Below are 21368 nucleotides of genomic sequence, written 5' to 3'. Positions count from 1 at the left end.
CCGGCCCGGGGGGGCCGCGGCCTCCCCCACCGGCCCCGTGCCCCCCCCGGCCGCGGGGGCGGGGGGCGCGGCGGGGGGGGCGGCGGGGGCGACCGGACGCCGGGACGTCACCGCGGACCAGTGCCGGAGCGCGGGCGGGCACGTCGAGGGCAGCGGCTACTGCGTCGACGCGGCCGGTGAGGACGGCTGGGGCCAGCCCATCGACGGCCAGGCGATCAACCCGGACCCGCGGCCCGGGGAGGAGTGAGCGCACTCCGGCGCCCCGTCCCCCCCCGGGCGGGGGAGCGGGGCGCCGGGGGTCGGCGGCCCGGACCGGCGCCGCTCACGGCACCGCTACGGCACCGGGCGCAGGGTGACCGGGGCCGGGGTGAGGGCGCGCAGGACGAGGTCGATGTGCACCTTGGCGGCGCCCGCGCGGTGCAGGGCGGCGGCGATCGTCCGTAACTCCTCGGGGCCGGTACAGGCGAGGCGCAGTTCGAGGTCGGCTTCGCCGACCAGGGCCAGGCCGCTCTGGACGGCCGGGAACTCCGCCGCGAGGCGGTCGAAGTCGAGCGGGACGGGGCCGTGGCTGATCCGGACGATCGCGTGCAGGGAGCGGGCCGGCTGGGCCCGTACCGCCGGATCCGGACCGTCCGGGACGAGTCGGAGCGGGGCGGTCACCGGCGCTGGAGCCGGGCGGTCGGGGCCGGGGCGGTCGGGGCCGGGGCGGTCAGGGTCGGGGTGAGTGGCGTGGCGGGCGGGGCGGTGACGGAGGGGGCGACCAGCCGCGGGTCCAGCACCAGGGTGTCGATCCCGAGCGGGGCAGTGAGGTCACGGAGGGCGGGCTCGCCGAGTTCGGCGTGGGCCTGGTCGGGCCCGAGGAGGGCGACGAGGGCCTCGGGGCTGGAGAATCCGACCGCGCAGCGGCGGCCGTCGCGCAGGCGGAACAGGCGGAGTGCGGTGGTGCTTCCGGTGCCGGAGGCGGTGACCGGAACGTGCCAGACGACGCGGGCCATGCGGATGCTCCCGAGTGGGGTTGTGGTGCCTGCCGGAACTACTGCCTCGACGCTAGGGCGGCCCGGCCCGGGGAGCGCCGGTCCTGACGCCCCGTTGACCGAATGGGGTCGTGCGTTGACGCACTCCTGACGTCCGACTCACCCGAGTGGACCAAACCACTTGTCGAGCGCTCCGCTTGCCGTGTGCGCCGACCCGGACCACCGTGGAGTTCGGCCCCCGGCGCGTCCTTCGCCGCGCCCTGCGTCGAGTCCTGCGCCGAGCCCCCGCTCACGGCCGCCGGAGCGCCCCGCCGCGAGCGCCGCGGCGCCCGCCGACCGGTCCCGTGCGGGACCGGAACGCGACCGGAACGCGACCGGAAACGGGGGGAGGTGGAGCCGGAGGCCCGTGACGAGATATCTTGACGTCAAGACGTTGGAGACGTGAAGCGGAGTACCGATGACTGACTCGACCATCATCTATACGCACACCGACGAGGCTCCGGCCCTGGCGACCTACTCGTTCCTGCCGGTTGTCCAGGCCTACGCCTCGACCGCGGGTGTGCGCGTGGAGACCCGCGACATCTCCCTGGCCGGGCGGATCATCGCGAGCTTCCCGGAGCGTCTGACCGAGGCGCAGCGGATCGGCGACGCGCTGGCCGAGCTGGGTGAGCTGGCCAAGACCCCGAGCGCCAACATCATCAAGCTGCCGAACATCTCGGCCTCGGTGCCGCAGCTCAAGGCCGCCGTCGCCGAGCTGCAGGCCCAGGGCTACGCCCTGCCGGACTACCCGGACGACCCGCAGACCGACGAGGACAAGGACGTCCGCGCCCGCTACGACAAGGTCAAGGGCAGCGCCGTCAACCCGGTCCTGCGCGAGGGCAACTCGGACCGCCGCGCCCCGCAGTCGGTCAAGAACTACGCCAAGACCCACCCGCACCGCATGGGCGCCTGGACGGCCGACTCGAAGACCAACGTCGCCACCATGGGTGAGAACGACTTCCGGTCCACCGAGAAGTCCGCCGTGATCGCCGCCGACGGTGCGCTGCGCATCGAGCTGCTCGGCGAGGACGGCGCCACCACCGTGCTGCGCGAGAAGGTGCCGGTGCTGGCCGGCGAGGTCGTCGACGCCTCGGTGATGCGGGCCGCCGCCCTGAACGAGTTCCTGGCCGCGCAGGTCGCCCGCGCCAAGGCCGAGGGTGTGCTGTTCTCGGTGCACCTCAAGGCCACCATGATGAAGGTCTCCGACCCGATCATCTTCGGCCACGTGGTCCGCGCCTTCTTCCCGAAGACCTTCGCCAAGTACGGCGAGGTGCTGGTCGCCGCCGGTCTGAACCCGAACAACGGCCTCGGCGGCATCCTGGCCGGCCTCGACAACGTGCCGCACCTGGGCGCCGAGATCAAGGCCTCCTTCGAGGCCGAGCTGGCCGAGGGCCCGGCCCTGGCCATGGTCGACTCCGACAAGGGCATCACCAACCTGCACGTGCCGAGCGACGTCATCGTCGACGCCTCGATGCCGGCCATGATCCGCACCTCCGGCCACATGTGGGGCCCGGACGGCAAGGAGGCCGACACCCTCGCCGTGCTGCCGGACAGCAGCTACTCCGGCGTGTACCAGGCCGTCCTCGACGACTGCCGCGCCCACGGCGCCCTGGACCCGGCGACCATCGGCTCGGTGCCGAACGTCGGCCTGATGGCCCAGAAGGCCGAGGAGTACGGCTCGCACGACAAGACCTTCGAGATCGCCGCCGCGGGCACCGTCCGCCTGGTCGACGCCGATGGGAACGTGGTGCTGGAGCAGGCCGTCCAGCCGGGCGACATCTTCCGCGCCTGCCAGACCAAGGACCTGCCGATCCAGGACTGGGTCAAGCTGGCCGTCACCCGCGCCCGCGCCACCGGCGTCCCGGCGGTGTTCTGGCTGGACGAGAACCGCGCCCACGACGCGGTGCTGATCGAGAAGGTCAAGCAGTACCTGCCGGAGCACGACACCACCGGCCTGCAGATCGAGATCAAGTCCCCGGTCGAGGCCACCACGTTCTCGCTGGAGCGCATCCGCCGCGGCGAGGACACCATCTCGGTGACCGGCAACGTGCTGCGCGACTACCTGACCGACCTGTTCCCGATCCTGGAGCTGGGCACCAGCGCCAAGATGCTGTCGGTCGTCCCGCTGATGGCGGGCGGCGGCCTCTTCGAGACCGGCGCCGGCGGCTCCGCCCCGAAGCACGTCCAGCAGCTGGTCAAGGAGAACTACCTGCGCTGGGACAGCCTGGGCGAGTTCTTCGCGCTGGCCGCCAGCTTCGAGCACCTGGCCACCACCACCGACAACGCCCGCGCCCAGGTGCTGGCCGACACCCTGGACCGTGCCACCGGCACCTTCCTCAACGAGGACAAGTCGCCGAGCCGCCGCCTCGGTGGCATCGACAACCGCGGCAGCCACTTCTACCTGGCCATGTACTGGGCCCAGGAGCTGGCCGGGCAGACCGCCGACGCCGAGCTGGCCGAGGCCTTCGCCGGCCTGGCCGCGACGCTGACCGAGCAGGAGTCGGCCATCGTGGACGAGCTGATCGCCGTCCAGGGCTCGCCGGTCGACCTCGGCGGCTACTACCAGCCGGACGCGGCCAAGGCCGCGGCCGTGATGCGCCCGTCCAAGACCTTCAACGAGGCGCTCGCCAACCTCGGCTGAACCCGGCCGAGCTGAGCCGACGAGAGGCCCCGGGTCCGCATCGGACCCGGGGCCTCTCGGCGTTCACGTCCGGATCGCCGGATCGCCGGATCGTAGGTTCGGTGTTCACGCCCGGACTGCGGTTCAGGCCCGGCCGAGCAGGGCGAGGGCGGTGCCGACGGCCTCGCGCAGCAGGAGGTACGGGCCGTGCGCCAGCGGGCCGTCCGCGCCGAGCACGGCGGCGGTGGCGCCCGCCCGGCGGGCGGCCAGCGCGGAGCGGACGGTGTGGAAGCCGTTGGTGACCACCGTGCAGCGGTAGCCGGGGCGCTCGGCGGCCATCAGGGCGGCGCTGAACCGCAGGTTCTCGGCGGTGTTCACGGCCCGTTCCTCGCGTCGGATCCGCTCGGCCGGGACGCCCCGGGCGGTCAGGTAGCGGGCCATCGCGGCGGCCTCGGTGCACTCCTCGTGCGGGCCCTTCCCGCCGGTCACCAGGACCAGTGGGGCGTACCCGGCGGCCTCCTCGGCGGCGAAACGTTCCAGCGCGGCGTCCAGCCGGGCCGCGAGCGGGGGACCGGGCTCGCAGCCGTCCAGCGCGGCGCCCAGGACCACCAGGTAGTCGGAGCCGGCCGGCGCGGGCCGACGGCGCTGGTACAGCGCCACGCCGAGGAAGCCGAGCGGCCAGAGCAGGACGGACCCGCAGAGCAGGACGGCGACGAACAGCAGGACGTGCATATCCGTTCGAACGCCCGCGGCGGAACGACCGTTCCGGGGCCCGGCGGAACCCCTGTCCCGCAGCCGTTCCGGCCTCCCGTGGGCCCCTGCCGCGCGGGCGGCCGGAAACGGCGGAACCCCCGTTCCGGAGGCGGAACGGGGGTTCCCGGGAACAGGGGTTCCGCGGCGGGCGGCGGGCTCAGCCGACGTCGGCCGCCGGGGCGGCGCCGGTGACCGGGGCGGCCGGGGCCGTGACCGGGCGCCGGTCACGCTTGTGCAAGGAGGCCAGGTAGGCGTTGTACGCCTCCAGCTCGGCGTCGCCGGTGCGCTCCTCGGAGCGGTCGCGGCGGCGGGCCTGCCGCTGCTCGGAGCCCATCCACTGGTAGACCAGCGCGATCAGCACGATCGCGGTCGGGATCTCGCCGAACGCCCAGGTGATGCCGCCGGCCAGCTTCTGGTCCTCCAGCAGGTTCGTCCCCGGTGGCGCGCCCTCCACCGTGAAGGTGGTGACCAGCGGGTGGGCGGCCATCATCACCGCCACGCCGAAGAAGGCGTGGAACGGCATCCCCATGAACAGCTCGATGATCCGCATCACGTGGCCGGGGCGGTGCGGGCCCGGGTCCACGCCCATGATCGGCCAGAAGAACGCCAGACCGGTGAGCAGGAAGTGCACCATCATGAAGATGTGCCCGAGGCGGTACTGCATCAGGAAGTCGAACAACGGGGTGAAGTAGACCCCGTACAGGCTCGCGATGAACATCGGGATGGTGAACGCCGGGTGCGAGACGATCCGGACGTACCGGCTGTGCAGCAGAGCCACCAGCAGCTCGCGCGGCCCGCGCGGACGGCCCTTGCCGGCCGGGCGCAGCGCCCGCAGCGCCAGCGTGATCGGGGCACCGAGCAGCAGCAGGATCGGCGTCAGCATGGAGAGCACCATGTGCTGGATCATGTGCGCGCTGAACAGCACCATGCCGTAGTCGTTCAGCCCGGTGCAGGTGACCAGCAGCAGGCTGGCGACACCCGCCGCCCAGCCCACCATCCGGCCGATCGGCCAGCGGTCGCCGCGCCGGTACAGCCGCACCACGCCCGCCGTGTACAGCCCCAGGAGGACCAGGCCGCCGAGCAGGAACACCCAGTCCGGGGACCAGGTCCAGACGTTGGACAAGGTGAACGGGCCTAGTCGGGTCATCCCGCCGTGGTGGTGCATGCCTGACATTCCGTCGCCCATCGGCGGGTCCCGCTTTCCGTCCTCGTGGTCCCCGGTGGGGGTCCGGTTCGCCCGTTTTGCTTGGTCTACAGCCTAGGTGGGCCTTACCTCGGGCCATCCCCCCACCCCCTCCGTACGGGTGCCTCCCCACGGGGGCGCCCGCTGGCTAGACTGACCGGCCGGTCGGCAGGGAGGGTCGGAGATGGCGACGGAACACGGATCCGCGGCGCGCCCCGCGGTCGCACTGACCGGGGCGACCGGCTTCATCGGCTCCGCCGTGCTGGCGGCCCTCACGGCGCGCGGCGTCCCGGTGCGGGCACTGGCCCGCACACCGCCCCAGGACGCCGCTCCCGGCACCGCCTGGGTACCGGGCGGCCTCGCCGACCCGGCCGCGCTCACGGAGCTCTGCACGGGCGCCGGGGCCCTGGTGCACCTCGCCTCCCGGGTCGACGGCGGCGCCGAGGAGTGCGAGGCGGTGAACGACCGGGGCACCGCCGCCCTGATGGCGGCCGCCACCCGCGCCGGGGTGCGGCGGATCGTCCACCTCTCCACGGCGGCGGTCTACGGCGAGGGCCCGCACGCGGACGTCGAGGTGGACGAGGTGCCGCCCGCCCCGGTGTCCGAGGCCAGCCGCACCCGGCTGCTCGGCGAGGGCCACGCGCTCGCGGCCGGCGGGTACGTGCTGCGCCCCGGGCTGGTGACCGGCACCGGCGACCGCTGGGTGGTGCCCGCGCTGGCCGAGCTGGTCCGCCGGGTGCCGGTCCGCTGGGAGGGCGGCAGCGCCCGGCTCTCCCTGGTGGACCGCACCGACCTGGCCCGGCTGATCACCGCGCTCGCCCTGGACGAGCACGCCGCCCCGCCGGGCGTCCACCACGCCTCGCACCCCGGGCCGGTCCGTGGCGGCGACCTGCTCGCCGCCCTGGCCGCCCTCGGCCTGCTGCCCGCCCCGGACGGCCTGGCCGTCCCGTGGGAGGAGTGCCGCCGACTGCTGGCCGCCGCCCCCGGCCGGGTCTCCGAGCGGCAGTTCGGCCTGATCGCCCGCGACCACTGGTACCGCAGCGAACGGATCTGGCGGCTCGCCGCCTGCCCGCCCGGCCCCGGCCCGCTGGCCCGCCTCCCGGAGGCCGCCGCCTGGTACCGCGAGGCGCTCGGCCTGAGCGGGTCCTGACCGGCCGTCGGCCCGACCCCCCCGGGCGCCGGGCCGACGGGGGCGTAGGCCGCCCCACCCGGTGCGGACCGTCAGGCCGTGGCCTGCCCGGCGCCGGGACGCTGGTTCTTCGCGTCGACGACGGCCCGGGTGAGGATGGTCGTGCGCTCCACGACGGTGCCGGGCTTGATGCCGTTGACCTCCCGGACCTGCACGCCACGGCTGCCGAGGTACTGGTGGCTGTCCCGGTCGAAGATCCACTCCGATCGCTCGCCGGTCTGGGGGTCGAGTCGCGCCAACGCGATGCCGTCGCGGCCGGAGGCGTCCTGTGCGTGCTCGACCACGACGACGCCCGGGATCTTGCCGGCGGCCTCGTAGAGCGAGGCGGCGAGGCCGGAGGGGACGAGCTGCTCGCGGATGATGGAGCCGATCTCGTTGAACGCCTGCTGGTCGTGGTCCCGGCTGCCGCTCACCGTCGAGTAGACGGACTCCAGGAACGCGTCGGGGTCGGCGGGTCGGGCCGCCAGCCACTTGTAGGACAGCTGCTTGCGGGGCTCGTCGTTGTCCAGCGTGATGCCGCCCTTGTCCTGGTAGCCCGGCTCGTCCAGCCAGCCCTTGGTGCCGTCGGGGGACTTCCACACCTCGCGGTCGTGCAGCGGCTGGACCCAGGTGACGGACTCCCCGGTGTCCGCGTTGTGACGGGTGGCCATGAAGGAGACCTGGCTCTTGATGTAGATGTACTGGCCCGGTCCGGGCTGGGGCGTGGTGCGCGCCGTCGCGGCGGCGGCGATCGCGTGGACCGTCGAGGCGAGCTGGACGGTGCTCCCCTCCTCGATCTGCACGACGGGTGCCTTGACCGGTTGCGGGGAGGCGACGGTGCCGGTGCCGGCCGAGTTGCTCAGGGAGACGACCAGGGCCAGGGCCGCGGCCGCGGCGACAGGCGCCGCGAAGAGGACGGTGCGGCGCAGCGGGCGCCGCACCGGGGACGCCGCGGGGGCGTGCTCGGGCCGGTGGATCTCGCTCATCAGGTGCTCCTCGAGCAGGTCCTGGCGGTTGGCCGCCAGTTGGGGATCGGCCGGCGCCGGCAGCAGACGGGCCAGTTCCGCGTGGTCGAGCGGTTCGGTGCGCCGCCGCGAGTTGCGGATCATCGGTGCGTCTCCTTGTGCGGCCGGGCCGCAGTGCTGCGGCTGTCCTGTACTTGTCCGGGGATCGGGAGCGGTTCCGTGTTCTTCTTCGCGGCGCGCAGTTCCTCGGCCGCGAGTCTGCGCAGTCGGGTGCGGGCGCGGGAGAGGCGCGAGCGTACGGTGCCGACGGGTACGCCGAGGGTGGCTGCCGCTTCCGCGTAGCCGAGCCCGGACCAGACGCAGAGGGCGAAGACCTCGCGTTCCGAGCGCCGCAGGCGCCCCAAGGCCTTGTGGGCGGCCGCGAGTTGCTCGGAGTCGGCCATGCGGCCGACGAGTTCGTCGGCGAAGTCGGGGACCGGATCGACCGCGGGCATGCGGGCCATGGCCGCGCCGTGGCGGCGGGCGGCGCGCGTCGTGTTGCGCAGCACGTTGACGGCGATGCCCATGAGCCAGGGGCGTGGACTGTCGCCCTCGTCGCGGAGTTTCCCGCGCAGGCGCCAGGCTTCGAGGAAGGTCAGCGAGACCACGTCCTCGGCGAGTGCCCAGCTTCCGGTCACGCGCACGGCGTGGCGGTACACCAACGAGGCGTGGTCCCGGAAGAGGTCGCGGAACGCTTCGGGGTTCCCGGCCCGGAGCCGGGAGTGCGGATGGTTCACGTCATGCCTTGTCCGAGCGGCGACACCGGTTCCTGTGACACGGGTCACCACCCGCGGCCGGCACGAGCGTACGACTGCGGACCGAGGAGCTCGCGTTCCGGATTCCGGTGGGCTACTTCCTGGGGACGAGGGTGTTCTCGTTGGTGCGGCCGGCGGCGAAGTCGTCGATGTTGCGGGCGGTGGCGTCGATGATCTGGCCGACGGCGGTGCGGGTGAAGTAGGCCTGGTGGCTGGTGACGAGGACCTGGGGGAAGGTGACGAGGCGGGCGAGGGTGTCGTCGGTGATGCCCTCGATGGAGCGGTCGGTGAAGAAGACGCCGGTCTCCTCCTCGTAGACGTCGAGGCCGACGCCGGAGAGGCGTCCGGCGCGCAGCGTCTCGACGAGGGCGGCGCTGTCGACGAGGCCGCCGCGGCTGGAGTTGATCAGGATGGCGTCGTCCTTCATCCGGGCGAGGGCGGCCCCGTCGATGAGGTGGTGGGTGGCGGGGAGCAGGGGGACATGGAGGCTCACCAGGTCGGCGCGGGTGAGGAGTTCGGGCAGTTCGGTGTAGTGCATGCCGAGGTCGAGGCAGGCGGGGTTGGGGGCGATGTCCCAGCCGAGGAGTTCGGTGCCGAAGCCGGCGGCGATGCGGGCGAAGCATTCGCCGATCTTGCCGGTGCCGATGACGCCGACGGTCATGCCGTGGATGTCCCGGCCGAGCAGGCCGTCGAGGCGGAAGTCGAACTCGCGGGAGCGGTTGGCGGCGCGGGTGAGGCGGCGGTTGACGGCGAGCGCGAGGGCCCAGGCGTGTTCGGCGACGGAGTACGGGCTGTAGTGGGAGACGCGGGCGACGGTGAGGCCGAGTTCGGCGGCGGCGTCGAGGTCGATGTTGTTGAAGCCGGTGGAGCGTTGGGCGATCAGCTTCGTTCCGCCGGCGGCGAGGATGGCGAGGGTACCGGCGTCCAGGACATCGTTGACGCTGCTGCTGACGGCGGGGTAGCCGACGGCGAGTGGGGCGGTGTCGCGGTTGAGGAACACGTCCAGGCAGCGCAGCCCGTGCCGGCCGGCGAAGGCCTGCTCCAGCAGTGGCCGCTCGTCGGCCTGTACTCCGTACGCGAGGATCTCCATGCCGGACACGCTAACGGCCGGGGCCCGCGGACGCCCGCCGGATGCGGCGGCCCGTCCCCGGGACGCGCCGAGGCCCCCGGACGGCGCGGTCCGGGGGCCTCGGGAGGGGCGGAGGGCGGTCAGATGACCGTCTCGGCCTCCAGGTAGCGGTCCTGCGGCACGGTCTTCAGTTCGGCGACCGCCTCGGCCAGCGGCACCAGGTTGATGTTGGTGCCCTGCAGCGCGGTGATGTGCCCGAAGGCGCCCTTGTGGACGGCTTCGACGGCGTGCCAGCCGAAGCGGGTGGCGAGCACCCGGTCGTAGGCGGTCGGGGTGCCGCCGCGCTGGGTGTGGCCGAGGATCACCGGGCGGGCCTCCTTGCCGAGGCGGTGCTCCAGCTCGCGGGAGAGCTGGGTGGCGATGCCGGTGAACCGCTCGTGGCCGTAGATGTCCTTGGTGCCCTCCTCCCAGTGCATGGTGCCGGGCTCGGGCTTGGCGCCTTCGGCGCAGACCACGATGGCGAACTTCTTCTGGCGGTCGAAGCGCTCGCGGACGACATCGGTGAGCTTGTCGATGTGGAACGGGCGTTCCGGGACGACGATGGCGTGGGCGCCGGCCGCCATGCCCGCGTTCAGCGCGATCCAGCCGGTGTGCCGGCCCATGACCTCGACGACCATGACCCGCTGGTGGGACTCGGCGGTGGTCTTCAGCCGGTCCAGCGCCTCGGTGGCCACCGAGACGGCGGTGTCGAAGCCGAAGGTCACGTCGGTGGCGGCGATGTCGTTGTCGATGGTCTTCGGCACCCCGACGATCGGCAGGCCCGCGTCGCTCATCAGCTTGGCGGCCTTGAGGGTGCCCTCGCCGCCGATCGGGATGACCGCGTCGAGGCCGAGGTCGGAGCAGTACCGCTTGGCCCGCTCGACGCCGTCCCGCAGGTGGCTCGGCTGGACCCGGGACGAACCGAGGATGGTGCCGCCCTGGGCCAGGATGCCGCTCACCGAATCCAGGGTCAGGGGTCGGTGGTGGCCCTCCAGGAATCCGCGCCACCCGTCCTCGAACCCGATGATCTCGTCGCCGTGGTCGACCACCCCCCGGTGGACCACGGAGCGGATCACCGCGTTCAGGCCGGGGCAGTCACCGCCGCTGGTCAGCACTCCAATACGCATTAGCTTTGCAACTCCCGAGCAGAACCGAGGAACGGCCGGACTACAGGCTGGGACGACGAGCCGTCACCGTAACGGGGCGCTCCCACGCCGCGATGGCGGGGAGGTGGCCGTGGGGTGAAGGACCGGCCGATCCGGACAGAACGCCCGAAAACGGCCGTGAAGTCGAGCATACGGCCCCTGGTCCGGCCGGGCAGGAGCCGACGCGGGAGCGGCGCCGTCGGCGCCCCCGCGCGGAATTGCAGCCTGCTGCCGAGGAGGGTGTGCAGTAGGCAGCCCCATTGTGGTACTTCCGGGGCCACCCGCGGACCGGGTGACCGCATGGCGGGCACCCGGCCGGGGCGTACCGGACGTACTACTGGGGGCGCGTCGCGGCCGCGATGCGCTCGGCGCGCAGCGCGTCGTACCAGGTGGTGTCGGCCGGCGGCAGGGCGTTGACGTCCAGCGCCAGCTTGAGCAGCATGTCGGCCACGGCGGGGTTGCGGGCCAGCACCGGGCCGTGCAGGTAGGTGCCGAACACGGTGTCCCGCCAGGCGCCCTCGGTGCCGTCCCCGGTGCCGTTGCCCCGGCCGACGGAGACGGTGGCGAAGGGCTGCACGCCCTGGCCGAGATGCGTGACGCCCTGGTGGTTCTCGAAGCCGGTCAGCTGCGGCAGGCCGAGTCGGGGGTCGACGTCGGCGAGCACGTCGCCGACGCAGCGCTCGCCCTCGCCGCGGGCGGTCCAGACGTCGAGCAGGCCCAGGCCCGGCTCGCGCTCGCCGAGGTCGTTGATGAACTCGTGGCCCATGATCTGGAAGCCGGCGCAGACGCCGAAGATGATCGCGCCGTTCTCGGCGGCCCGCACCAGGCCGCTGTCGGCGCGCAGCCGCTCGGCGGCCAGGCGCTGCGGGCGGTCCTCGCCGCCGCCGATCAGGTAGATGTCACCGCTGGTGGGGATCGCCTGGTCGGAGCGGACGTCGATCCGGGTCACGTTGAGGTGGCGCTGGCGGGCCCGGCGCTCCACGACCAGGGCGTTGCCCCGGTCGCCGTAGGTGCTGAGCAGGTCCGGGTAGACCCAGACCACGCGCAGGCTGCTCTCACTCATCCTCGAAGGCCTTCCGTCACGTAAAGACTGGTGTGCGGGCGCGGCATCAGCCGGCCACGACCTTCCGCAGCTGCTGGAAGGCGGTGTAGTTGGCGATGGCCTCGATCCGGCCGGGCGGGGCCATCCGGACGGCCTGCTCCAGGGTGTCGACCACGTGGAACTGGAGTCCGGCGACCTCCAGGCGGACGGCCAGGTCCAGCTTGCGCTGGCCCATCACGAAGACCGGGTGCCCGGCGAGGCGCTCGTAGTCGACGTCCCACAGCCAGGAGGTGTCGGTGCCGTCGGCGTCGAGGGCGTTGACGGAGAGGATCACCGGGGCGGGCGGGCCGTCGATCAGCGAGAAGGTCTCCAGCCAGCCGGCCGGGTTCTTGGCCAGCAGCAGGCGGATGTCCCGGCCCTGGTACTGGACCACGTCGTAGCGGCCGGCCACGGCGGCCACCGAGCGCATCCGCTCCAGGGCGACCTGCGGGGCGACGCCGAAGACGGCGGCGACGGCGGCCGAGCTGGTCGCGTTGGCCAGGTTGGCCCGGCCGGGCAGCTGGAGCTGGATCGGCCAGGCGCCGCGCTGCGGGTCGATCACGTGGGTGCCCTGGAGCGCCCAGTGCGGGTTGGGCCGGCGGAAGCCGCAGTCCTGGCAGAACCAGTCGTCGCCGGGGCGCTGCATCACACCGCCGCAGGCGGGGCACGACCAGGCGTCCTCCTTCCAGGCCTGTCCGGCGGCCACCCAGACCACCTTCTTGCAGGAGGAGGCGGCCCAGGTCACCAGCGGGTCGTCGGCGTTGGCGATGACCACGGCCTCGGTGTTCTGGAGGCCCTCACGCCACTTCTCGGCCATCATCCGGGTCTCGGCGGCGCGGTCGAGCTGGTCGCGGGAGAGGTTGAGCAGGGCGATCGCCTTGGGGCGGGTGTCGCGGGCGACCATCGCCAGGTACTTCTCGTCGACCTCGATCACGCCGAAGCGGGCGTCCGTGCCGCCGGCCAGGGCGGAGGTGATGCCGGCGGGCATGTTGGCGCCCAGGGCGTTGGAGACCACCGGGCCGGCGGCGCGCAGCGCCTCGGCGATCAGGCGGGTCGTGGTGGTCTTGCCGTTGGTCGCGCTGACCAGGACGACGTCGAGGTGGTCGGCGAGGGTGGCGAGCAGGTCGGGGTCGAGCCTGAGGGCGACCTTGCCGCCGATCACCGAGCCGCTCCCGCGTCCGGCCTTGCGCGACACGGCGGCGGCGACCCGCCCGGCGGTCACCGCGATCTTCGCGCGGGCCGGCAGCGAGGCGTCGCGTGCGCCTGTGGGCTCCGATTCGGTGCCTGCCATGCTCAGTGGTTCCTCCTTGCTGCGGCACCGCTCGCGGCCGGATAACGGGCCGTCGGGCGGCGGGGACGGGGGTCAGCCTACCGACTCCGTCGCCCGGCCGGACGATCCGGACCCCGTGCCGCCTGCTGCGACGCGTTCGCGGGTGCGGCTGAGGGCCCGTCGAGGAGGGCGGTGTACGGAGCGACCCCGGGGCTTCGGCCCCGGCCGAGCCCCTACTCCTTGACGACGCTCCACGGGCACCGCCGGGTTCCCGAGGTGCCCGGGTAAGGATCTGGTGAAGAAATGATCAGTGGCCCGGACGGTGGGCACAGTCGGCCGGATCGCCGGCGGCCAACGTGGCGGTGATCACCAGGGTGCCGTCCTCGGCGCGGAAGTCCAGCGGCGCGTCCAGCCGGCGCATCGCGGCGATCAGCCCGGTGTTGGTGCCGTGGGTCACCGCGTACACCGTCCGCACGTCGGCCGACCGGGCCGCCGCCGACAGCCGCCGCAGCAGCGCCAGACCCAGCCCGTGGCGCTGCCAGCCGTCCTCGACCAGGACGGCCAGCTCGGCCTCGCCGTCGTCCCACATCAGGTGCCCGAGCGCGACGAGCCGTCCGTCCGGGGCGGTCACCGCGAAGCTGCGGCCGTGCCGGGGGTCCAGCAGGTGGTCCAGGTAGCGGCCGGCGTCGCGGACCGGGCCGTGGTAGCGCTGCCGCAGCGAGGCGGGGGAGCAGCGGCCGTGCATCGCCAGCGCCGCCTCCCGGTCGGCCGGCCCGGCCGGGCGCAGCAGCAGCCCGGTCCCGTCCGGCAGGGACAGCCGGGACGGGGCCTCCGGCGTCCGGGCGGCGCGGGTCGCGGGCGGGTGCGGCCGGACGGTCCGGTACGGCCCGCCGGTGAGCGCGGGCAGCCGGGTGGCCTGGCCCTCGGGCGCCGCGCACCTGCGGTCGGGCCTGCGGAAGGGCCGGTGCCAGAGCCGTTCGGGGCGTGTGCGTGATGCCTTCATGCCGCCGACGCTACCGACGGTGCGCTTCCGTTCGGTTACGTGATCGTGAACGCGCGAATGCCCCGGGGCGTGGTCGGCGGGGTGGGACCGGGCGGGCCCCGGCCCGGGACCGCGGGCCGTCCGGCCGGGACGGTGTCGGCGCAGGTCACGGCCGGTGCCTCATGCGGGTGGGACGGCGGGCGGCCGACGGTGGGTTGCGTCCCGGTGCTCCTGGTGAGCAGGAGGCCGGGCCCCGTACGTCCACGTACCGAAGGCCGTTCCCATGCGTGACACCCCGTCCGTCCCCACCACCACCGACACCACCGCCGCCGCCGCCACCCCCGTCGTCCCGCACGCCCGCCGCGCTCCGGCCGGCACCGCGCTCACCGGCCTGCTCGACCGGCAGGCGCGCCTGCGGCCCGACGCGCCGGCCGTGCTCGGCGCCGGCGGCGGCCTCACCTTCCAGGAGCTCGTCGGGACCGCCCGCCGGCTGGCCGAGCGGCTGCGCAGCCTGGGCGCCGGCCCGGACGGCTGCGTCGGCCTGTACGTCGAGCCGTCCGTCGAGCTGGTCGCCGGAGCCTGGGGCGTGCTGTACGCCGGGGCCGGCTACCTGCCGCTGTCGCCCGAGTACCCCGAGGACCGGCTCCGCTACATGATCGAGGACAGCGGCACCAGGATCGTGCTCACCCAGGCGCACCTGTGCGAGCGGCTGGCCGCGCTGGCCCCGGCCGGGACGGCGGTCCTCGCCGTCGAGGACGCCCCGCCGCCGCGGGACGCGGAGGGGCGGGAGGCCGTCGAACCGGAGTCGCTGGCCTATGTGATCTACACCTCGGGCAGCACCGGCCGGCCCAAGGGCGTGATGATCGAGCACCGCTCGGTGGTCTCCCAGCTGCACTGGATGCACTCCGCGGGCCACCTCGACCCCGAGGTCACCGTGCTGCAGAAGACCCCGATGAGCTTCGACGCCGCGCAGTGGGAGATCCTCGCCCCGGCGGTCGGCGCCCGGGTGGTGGCCGGCACCCCCGGCCTCCACCGCGACCCGGAGGCGCTGGTCGCCGCCGTCCGACGGCACGGGGTGACGGCGCTCCAGTGCGTGCCGACCCTGCTCCGGGCGCTGCTGGACACCGAGGGATTCGCCGGGTGCACCGGCCTGACCAGGGTGTTCTCCGGCGGCGAGGCGCTCTCCCGGCGGCTCGCCCGCGACCTGGGCCGGGCCCTGCCGCAGGCCGCCCTGGTCAATCTGTACGGCCCGACCGAATGCACCATCAACGCCACCTCGCACCTGGTGGACCCGGCCGATCCGGCCGACGGCGCCGGATCGGTGCCGATCGGGCGCCCGGTGGCCGACACCGAGTGCTACGTCCTCGACGAGGAGCTGGTGCCGGTGGCCGCCGACGGTGTGGGCGAGCTGTACATCGGCGGCGTCCAGCTGGCCCGCGGCTACCTGAACCGGCCGGAGCTGACCGCGGAGCGGTTCGTCCGCTCCCCGTTCGCCCCCGGCGAGCGGCTGTACCGCACCGGCGACCTCGTGCGGTGGAACCCGGACGGCACCCTCCAGTTCGCCGGCCGGGTGGACAACCAGGTCAAGCTGCGCGGGTACCGGGTCGAGCTGGACGAGATCGCCCGCGCGATCGAGGAGCACACCTGGGTGCGCCGTGCGGCCGCCGTCGTCACCGGGGACGGCCGCACCGGGCACCCGAACCTGGTCGCCTGCGTCGAGCTCAACCCGCGCGAGGCCGCCCTGATGGACCAGGGCGTCCACGGCGGCCACCACCAGTCCAAGGCCAGCAAGCTCCAGGTCAAGGCCCAGCTGTCCGACCCGGGCCTGCGCGACCGGGACCGGCTGGCGGGCCGCGAGCGGGTCGAGCTGCCCGGCCGGAAGGAGACCGCGGCCCAGCGCCGGGAGGTCTTCGCCCGCAAGACCTACCGCTTCTACGACGGCGGCGCGGTCACCCGGGACGACCTCACCGCGCTGCTCGCCCCGCGCCCGGCCGGCACCTTCGGCCGTGACCCGGAGCTGCTGAGCCTGCCCGAACTCGGCCGCGTCCTGCGGTGGTTCGGCCAGTTCCACAGTGAGGAGCGGCTGCTGCCCAAGTACGCCTACGCCTCGCCCGGCGCGCTGTACGCGACCCAGCTGTACCTGGAGACCGGCGGCCTGGACGGGCTCGCGGCCGGGCTGTACTACTACCACCCGGTCGAGCACGTCCTGGTCCGGATCGGGCCGGCCGGGACCCGGGCCGAGGCGTACCTGACGCTGCACTTCTCCGGGAAGCACGGCGCCGTCGAACCCGTCTACCGCAACAACATCCGGGAGGTGCTGGAGTTCGAGACCGGCCACATGCTGGGCGTCCTGGAGGAGGTGCTGCCCGAGTACGGGCTGGACGTGCGTCCGCTCGGCCTCGACCCGGCCGTCAAGGACCGGCTGGACGTCGCGGGGGAGGACCACTACCTGGGCGGCTTCGCGGTCGTCCGGGCCGGCGGCCCGGCCCGGGCCGAGCGCACCGAGCTGTACGTCCAGGCCCACCAGGACCGGGTGGACGGCTTGCCGGGCGGCCTCTACCGGTACGCCGAGGGCGAGTTGACGCACGTCTCGGACGAGGTGGTGGAATCCCGGCACGTGATCGCGATCAACCAGGCCGTCTACGCCCGGGCCGCGTTCGGCATCACGGCCGTCGGCCGCGCCGAGGAGGAGTGGCTGGAGTACATCGCGCTCGGCGCGGTGCTGCACCGCCTCCAGCGCAACGGCCTGTCCCTGGGCTTCATGTCCTCCGGCTACAGCTCCAAGTCCGGCCACCCGCTGCCCGCTTCGCGGCGCATCGACGAGATCCTGGCCGGCCTCGGCATCACCCCCGGCCCGTCGTACTTCTTCCTCGGCGGCAGGGTGAGCGAGGAGCAGATCAGCAGCGAGGGCATGCACGAGGACACCGTTCACATGAAGGGCCCGGCCGAGATCATCAAGGACGAACTGGCCACCCTGCTGCCCGACTACATGCTGCCCAACCGGGTGCTGGTGACGGACGCCCTGCCGCTCACCGCCAACGGCAAGGTGGACCTCAAGGCGCTGGCCGCCTCGGAGGCCGTCCGCACGGCCGACGTGCGCGGCGAATACGTCGCCCCGGCCACCGGGTACGAGCGGTGGCTGGCCGAGGCCTGGGGGCGGGCGCTGAGGTACGAGGACGCCTCGGTGACGGACGAGTTCTTCGCCGTCGGCGGGAACTCGCTGATCGCCGTCGCCCTGGTCCACCGGATCAACCGGGAGTTCGGCATCGCCCTGCCGCTCCAGGTGCTCTTCGAGTGCCCCCGGCTGGGCGAGCTGGCCGCGCGTGTCGAGCAGGCGTGCGGCGAGGACGGCGCGGGCAGGACAGGAGCCGCCGGTTCGCGGCTGATCCGGTTGCACCCGGGACGGGCCGACCGGGCGGTGTTCTGCTGGCCCGGACTGGGCGGCTACCCGATGAACCTGCGGCTGCTCGGCCGGGAGGCGAGCGGGGACCGGGCCTTCTACGGCATCCAGGCGCACGGCATCAACCCGGGCGAGACGCCGTACCCGACCATCGGGGAGATGGCGGCCGCCGACGTCGCCGAACTGCGCCGGGTGCGGCCGCGGGGGCCGTACACGCTATGGGGCTTCTCCTTCGGCGCCCGGGTCGCCTTCGAGGCGGCCTGGCAGCTGGAGCGGGCCGGGCAGCGGGTGGAGCGGCTGCTGCTGATCTGCCCGGGCAACCCGAAGGTGCGCCGGGCCGACGGCGAGCGCTGGGGCCGCGAGGCCTCGTACGCCGACCAGGGGTACCTGACCATCCTGTTCGGGGTGTTCACCGGCCGGATCAGCGGCCCCGAGCTGGAGCGCTGCCTGGCCGACACGGTGGACGAGCCCACCTTCGTGGCCTCCGTGCACCGGATGCTGCCGGAGCTGGACGAGGAGCTCATCCGGCGGATCACCGGGATCGTCGGTGAGACGTACGAGTTCGAGTACAGCTTCCGCGAGCTCGCCGAGCGGCGGCTGGACGCGCCGGTGACCGTCTTCAAGGCCGCGGGCGACGACTACTCCTTCATCGAGGGCAGCACCGGCTACTCGGCCGCCCCGCCCACCGTGGTCGACCTGGCCGGCGACCACTACGGGGTGCTGCGGGAGCACGGGGTGGGCGAGCTGGCCGCCGCGATCCGGGAGGTGGAACGGACGGTCCCCGGGGAGCTCCCGGACCGCTGATCGGATGATGTGGACACGCTCACGGACGGCCCAGGATCCGTCAGCGGGGAAGCCCCTTCGGATAGGGATGGCTCGGCTTTCCGCCGATCCCGACTCCCTACCGAAGGGGCTTTCCGATGTCCGTTCAGTCGTCCGTCCAGTCGTCCGTTCCGCGATCCGGTCCGCCGTCCGCTCCGTCGTCCGCTGCCCGGTCCGTGAAGAACTCCGCACTGGCCACGGCCTGTTGCGCCCTGCTGCTGGCCCTGCCGCTCGCCCTCGCCCAGCCGGCTGCGGCCGCCGACGAGCACAACGGCCCCAAGACGCCCGAGGAGGCCGCCGCCTGCCACCAGGTCCTCGGCGCCCTGCTGGGCGGCTTCGGGCCGATGCTCGGCAACGCCGTGTGCGTCGTGCAGCCCGCCGACCAGGGCTGACGCCTCCCGGGAATCCGCCGCCGGCGGCGGCCGCCCTCCTCGGGCCGCCGCCGGCACGACCGGTGTTTCCGGTGGGCGTGTGCCGCCCGTGCCATCCGGTGGCCGCCGTGACCGGCGCGACCACCCGAGCGGCCCACCGGGGGCGGGCCGGTCGTGGCGGCGGGCGGGTGCCGGGCCGAGGATGAGCGGGTGGGGGCGGGACGAGAAGGGAGCAGGACCGTGAAGGAGTTCCTGGTCGAGATCACCACCGCCGTACCCGAGGGCACCGCCGAGGAGGAGGTCGACCGGCGGCGCGCCGCCGAGGCCGTCCGGGCCCGTGAGCTGGCCGCCACCGGCCACCTGGCCAGGCTGTGGCGCCCGGTCGGCGAACGGCGCAGCCTCGGCGTCTGGCGGGCGGCCGACGAGGCGCAACTGCGCGCGGAGGTGCTCGGCAGCCTTCCGATGTGGCCGTGGATGACCGCCGTGGTGACTCCGCTCGAACCCCACCCCAACGACCCCGGCCCGGCCTGAGGCGACGGCTCAGGCGATGCGGGTCGGCGCGTCCTGGAGGGTGTGGCCGGTGGTGGTCAGCAGCGTCGTCAGAACGGCCGGGGTCACCGAGTGCTCGGTGCGGAGGAAGAGCTCCTGGGGGTGGAGGGAGAGCAGGGTGATCCGGTGGTCGGCGAGGGTGGTGGGGGTGTGGGCGAGGACGGTGGTGCGGACGCGCCAGAGGGTGGTCGGGGGCGGGGCGTGCGGGGACACCCAGGCGTGCAGGAGGGTGACGGCGAGCAGGGCGAGGGCGGAGCCGACGAGGACGGCCGGGCCCTCGGGGCCGTGGACGACGACCTTCGCGATCAGGTCGGCGGCGGTGACGGAGAGGAAGACGGCGGCGAGTTCGACGGTGTCACGGCGCCAGTGGCGGGTGCGGCGGGCACGGGGACCGGCGGGGGCGCGGAAGGCGGCGGGGGCACCGGGGGCACGGCGGGGAGAGGGCTTCGAATGCTCCATGCCGCCACCGTGCCCGACCGGTGTTTCCCGGTCGGGCATCCGTCGTGACCAGCCGGTTACGGTCCGCGCCGGGCTGTTACGGGAGGAACGCGCGGGGCCGCCCCGGGAGGCCGGACGGCGTCCGGCGGCCTACCCGAGCAGCTCGCGGGCCGCGGCTCTGACCTCGGCGAGCAGGAGGTGGAGGTCGGCCTCCGTCGTGGCGGCGTTGAGGAGGCAGGCGCGGAGCATCTCGGCGCCGCCGAGGCGGGCCCCGGTGACGAAGACCCGGCCGCGCCGCTGGACGGCGGCGGGGAGGTCGCGGTTGAGGGCGTCGCGCGCGGCCCCGTCCAGGCCGGGGGCGCGGTGGCGGAACGCCACGATCGAGGTCTGCACCTCGGCGAGCAGCTCCAACTCCTCGTCGGCCTGGACGAGTTCGCCGAGCCGGCGAGCCAGCGCGGTGCACCGGGCGATGTCCCGGGCGAGGCCGGCGCGACCCTTGTGGGCGATGGTGGCCCAGACCTTGAGAGCCCGGAAGGGACGGGTCTGCTCGGTGCCGTACTCGGAGAACCAGCCGAGCGCGCCGGCCGCCTCGTCGCGCAGGTAGGACGGGACGACGCTGAAGGTGCCGCGCAGCTCCTCCGCGTCGCGGACCAGCGCGCAGCCGCAGTCGACCGGGACGCCGAGCCACTTGTGCGGGTCGAGGGCGAGCGAGTCGGCCCGCTCCAGGCCGGCGTAGCGGTGGGCGATCGCCGGGTCGAGCCGGCCGAAGGCGCCGTACGCGCCGTCGACGTGCAGCCAGAGGCCCTGCGCCTCGCAGAGGTCGGCGATCGGGTCGAACGCGTCCACCGCGCCGGTGCCGACGGTGCCCGCCGAGGCGACCACCAGGAAGGGCAGCAGGCCGGCCGTGCGGTCGCGCTCGACGGCTGCCCGCAGGTCGGCGGTGTCCAGCCGGCCGTCGGGGCCGGTGGCCACGGTGCGCAGGTGCCTGCTGCCGAGGCCGAGGAGTTCGGCGGCCTTGCGGACGCAGGAGTGGGTCTCGCCGGTGACGTAGCCGACCAGCGGCGGCAGGCCCGCCAGGCCCTCCTCGCGGACGTCCCGGCCGGCCCGCCGGGCGGCCCGGTCGCGGGCGGCGGCGAGGCAGACGATGGTCGCCATCGAGGTGCCGGAGGTGAGCAGGCCGCCGCCGGCGGGGTGGGGGAAGCCGACCAGCTCGGCCGTCCAGCGGACCACGGCGCGCTCCAGGTGGACGTCTGCGTGGTCGCCGCCGGCCGAGCTGGGGTTCATGGCGGAGGCGGCGAGGGTGGCGAGCACCCCGGCGGGGGCGGGGGCGGAGTTGACCCAGCCGAAGAAGCGCGGGTTGCCGTTGCCCATCGGGTACGGCAGGACGTCGCGTCCGATGGCGCCGATCAGCTCGTCGAGCGGGCGGCCCTCGGTGGGCAGCGGGGCGTCGAGCAGGGCCCGGCGGGCGGTCTCGTCCATGGGCTGCCAGACCGGGCGGCCGGGCAGTTCGGCGAGGTAGTCGGAGACCAGGTCGGCGGTGGCGTGGGCGGCGCGGCGGAAGTCGGTGCCGGGGAGGTCGGTGCCGGGGAAGTCCTCGGTGGTCATGGCGTGCTCCAGGGAGGCCGGGGGACGGGCTGGGCGAGGCGCGGCGTCCTTGGCGCACCCTGATCAGGCGATGATCGGGCGATCTTACGCATGAGGGCCCG

The 21368-nt window shown here is 74.1% G+C and carries 18 protein-coding genes and 1 pseudogene; 6 read left to right on the top strand and 13 right to left on the bottom strand.

Annotated features, from left to right (window positions below; translation table 11 throughout):
• A pseudogene (locus ACFWJ4_RS08340) lies at nt 1-247 on the top strand (hypothetical protein); the annotation flags it as partial.
• A gap of 86 nt (nt 248-333) precedes the next feature.
• Here the strand turns inward: ACFWJ4_RS08340 and ACFWJ4_RS08335 are convergent.
• Together ACFWJ4_RS08335 and ACFWJ4_RS08330 are read right to left on the bottom strand one after the other, a co-directional pair.
• Nucleotides 334-660, bottom strand: coding sequence for a hypothetical protein (locus ACFWJ4_RS08335; protein ID WP_359898446.1), 327 nt, complete (start codon nt 658-660; stop codon nt 334-336).
• Nucleotides 657-995, bottom strand: coding sequence for an SAV_915 family protein (locus ACFWJ4_RS08330; RefSeq protein ID WP_380540691.1), 339 nt, complete (start codon nt 993-995; stop codon nt 657-659). Before ACFWJ4_RS08330 ends, ACFWJ4_RS08335 begins: the two co-directional genes overlap by 4 nt.
• Nucleotides 996-1431: 436 nt before the next feature.
• Here ACFWJ4_RS08330 and ACFWJ4_RS08325 point away from each other — a divergent pair, with 436 nt between their 5' ends.
• Nucleotides 1432-3654 carry an NADP-dependent isocitrate dehydrogenase gene (locus tag ACFWJ4_RS08325; protein ID WP_380540688.1) on the top strand — a complete coding sequence of 741 codons (2223 nt, stop codon included), beginning with the start codon at nt 1432-1434 and terminating at the stop codon, nt 3652-3654.
• 123 nt (nt 3655-3777) lie between these two features.
• On the opposite strand, the gene ACFWJ4_RS08320 is transcribed toward ACFWJ4_RS08325, so the two are convergent.
• Both ACFWJ4_RS08320 and ACFWJ4_RS08315 read right to left on the bottom strand, forming a co-directional pair.
• Nucleotides 3778-4365, bottom strand: coding sequence for a YdcF family protein (locus ACFWJ4_RS08320; protein ID WP_380540686.1), 588 nt, complete (start codon nt 4363-4365; stop codon nt 3778-3780).
• Between the two features lie 178 nt (nt 4366-4543).
• A complete protein-coding gene (locus ACFWJ4_RS08315) occupies nt 4544-5551 on the bottom strand; it encodes a cytochrome c oxidase assembly protein (RefSeq protein ID WP_380540684.1) in 1008 nt (335 codons plus the stop codon).
• Nucleotides 5552-5753: 202 nt separating this feature from the next.
• On the opposite strand from ACFWJ4_RS08315, the gene ACFWJ4_RS08310 reads away from it, so the two are divergent.
• Nucleotides 5754-6719 carry an NAD-dependent epimerase/dehydratase family protein gene (locus tag ACFWJ4_RS08310; RefSeq protein ID WP_380540681.1) on the top strand — a complete coding sequence of 322 codons (966 nt, stop codon included), beginning with the start codon at nt 5754-5756 and terminating at the stop codon, nt 6717-6719.
• A 71-nt stretch (nt 6720-6790) separates the two neighbouring features.
• Here ACFWJ4_RS08310 and ACFWJ4_RS08305 read toward each other — a convergent pair whose 3' ends face one another.
• From ACFWJ4_RS08305 to ACFWJ4_RS08275, 7 genes are all read right to left on the bottom strand, one after another.
• Complete coding sequence (locus tag ACFWJ4_RS08305) at nt 6791-7846, bottom strand: CU044_5270 family protein (protein WP_380540678.1); 1056 nt, start codon at nt 7844-7846, stop codon at nt 6791-6793.
• Complete coding sequence (locus ACFWJ4_RS08300) at nt 7843-8478, bottom strand: RNA polymerase sigma factor (RefSeq protein ID WP_380540675.1); 636 nt, start codon at nt 8476-8478, stop codon at nt 7843-7845. The genes ACFWJ4_RS08305 and ACFWJ4_RS08300 overlap by 4 nt, the downstream gene beginning before the upstream one ends.
• Nucleotides 8479-8590: 112 nt before the next feature.
• Complete coding sequence (locus ACFWJ4_RS08295) at nt 8591-9586, bottom strand: 2-hydroxyacid dehydrogenase (protein ID WP_380540672.1); 996 nt, start codon at nt 9584-9586, stop codon at nt 8591-8593.
• 119 nt (nt 9587-9705) lie between these two features.
• Nucleotides 9706-10731 (bottom strand): 6-phosphofructokinase, encoded by a 1026-nt coding sequence (locus ACFWJ4_RS08290; protein ID WP_359898455.1) that lies wholly within the window; start codon nt 10729-10731, stop codon nt 9706-9708.
• A gap of 352 nt (nt 10732-11083) precedes the next feature.
• On the bottom strand, nt 11084-11812 hold the full coding sequence (locus ACFWJ4_RS08285; RefSeq protein WP_359898456.1) for a glutamine amidotransferase: 729 nt from the start codon (nt 11810-11812) through the stop codon (nt 11084-11086).
• A gap of 46 nt (nt 11813-11858) precedes the next feature.
• The gene (locus ACFWJ4_RS08280; protein ID WP_359898457.1) at nt 11859-13121 is read right to left on the bottom strand and encodes a MurT ligase domain-containing protein; all 1263 of its coding nucleotides are present in this window, start codon (nt 13119-13121) and stop codon (nt 11859-11861) included.
• A 286-nt stretch (nt 13122-13407) separates the two neighbouring features.
• Nucleotides 13408-14103 (bottom strand): GNAT family N-acetyltransferase, encoded by a 696-nt coding sequence (locus tag ACFWJ4_RS08275; protein WP_380540669.1) that lies wholly within the window; start codon nt 14101-14103, stop codon nt 13408-13410.
• A gap of 262 nt (nt 14104-14365) precedes the next feature.
• Here ACFWJ4_RS08275 and ACFWJ4_RS08270 point away from each other — a divergent pair, with 262 nt between their 5' ends.
• From ACFWJ4_RS08270 to ACFWJ4_RS08260, 3 genes are all read left to right on the top strand, one after another.
• Nucleotides 14366-18286: an amino acid adenylation domain-containing protein gene (locus ACFWJ4_RS08270; protein ID WP_380540667.1), complete on the top strand. Its 3921-nt coding sequence runs from the start codon at nt 14366-14368 to the stop codon at nt 18284-18286.
• 194 nt (nt 18287-18480) lie between these two features.
• Nucleotides 18481-18696, top strand: a complete 216-nt coding sequence (locus ACFWJ4_RS08265; protein ID WP_380540664.1) for a hypothetical protein — start codon at nt 18481-18483, stop codon at nt 18694-18696.
• 219 nt (nt 18697-18915) lie between these two features.
• Nucleotides 18916-19206 carry a muconolactone Delta-isomerase family protein gene (locus tag ACFWJ4_RS08260; RefSeq protein WP_380540661.1) on the top strand — a complete coding sequence of 97 codons (291 nt, stop codon included), beginning with the start codon at nt 18916-18918 and terminating at the stop codon, nt 19204-19206.
• A gap of 9 nt (nt 19207-19215) precedes the next feature.
• On the opposite strand, the gene ACFWJ4_RS08255 is transcribed toward ACFWJ4_RS08260, so the two are convergent.
• Together ACFWJ4_RS08255 and ACFWJ4_RS08250 are read right to left on the bottom strand one after the other, a co-directional pair.
• Nucleotides 19216-19683 carry a hypothetical protein gene (locus tag ACFWJ4_RS08255; protein ID WP_380540658.1) on the bottom strand — a complete coding sequence of 156 codons (468 nt, stop codon included), beginning with the start codon at nt 19681-19683 and terminating at the stop codon, nt 19216-19218.
• A gap of 129 nt (nt 19684-19812) precedes the next feature.
• The gene (locus ACFWJ4_RS08250; RefSeq protein ID WP_380540655.1) at nt 19813-21267 is read right to left on the bottom strand and encodes a pyridoxal phosphate-dependent decarboxylase family protein; all 1455 of its coding nucleotides are present in this window, start codon (nt 21265-21267) and stop codon (nt 19813-19815) included.
• Nucleotides 21268-21368 lie beyond the last annotated feature (101 nt).

Source organism: Kitasatospora sp. NPDC127067, assembly GCF_042724755.1.
In the GTDB taxonomy this organism is placed as follows: Bacteria; Actinomycetota; Actinomycetes; order Streptomycetales; family Streptomycetaceae; genus Kitasatospora; species Kitasatospora lactacystinica.
This window is presented reverse-complemented; position numbering and strand designations above follow the sequence as displayed.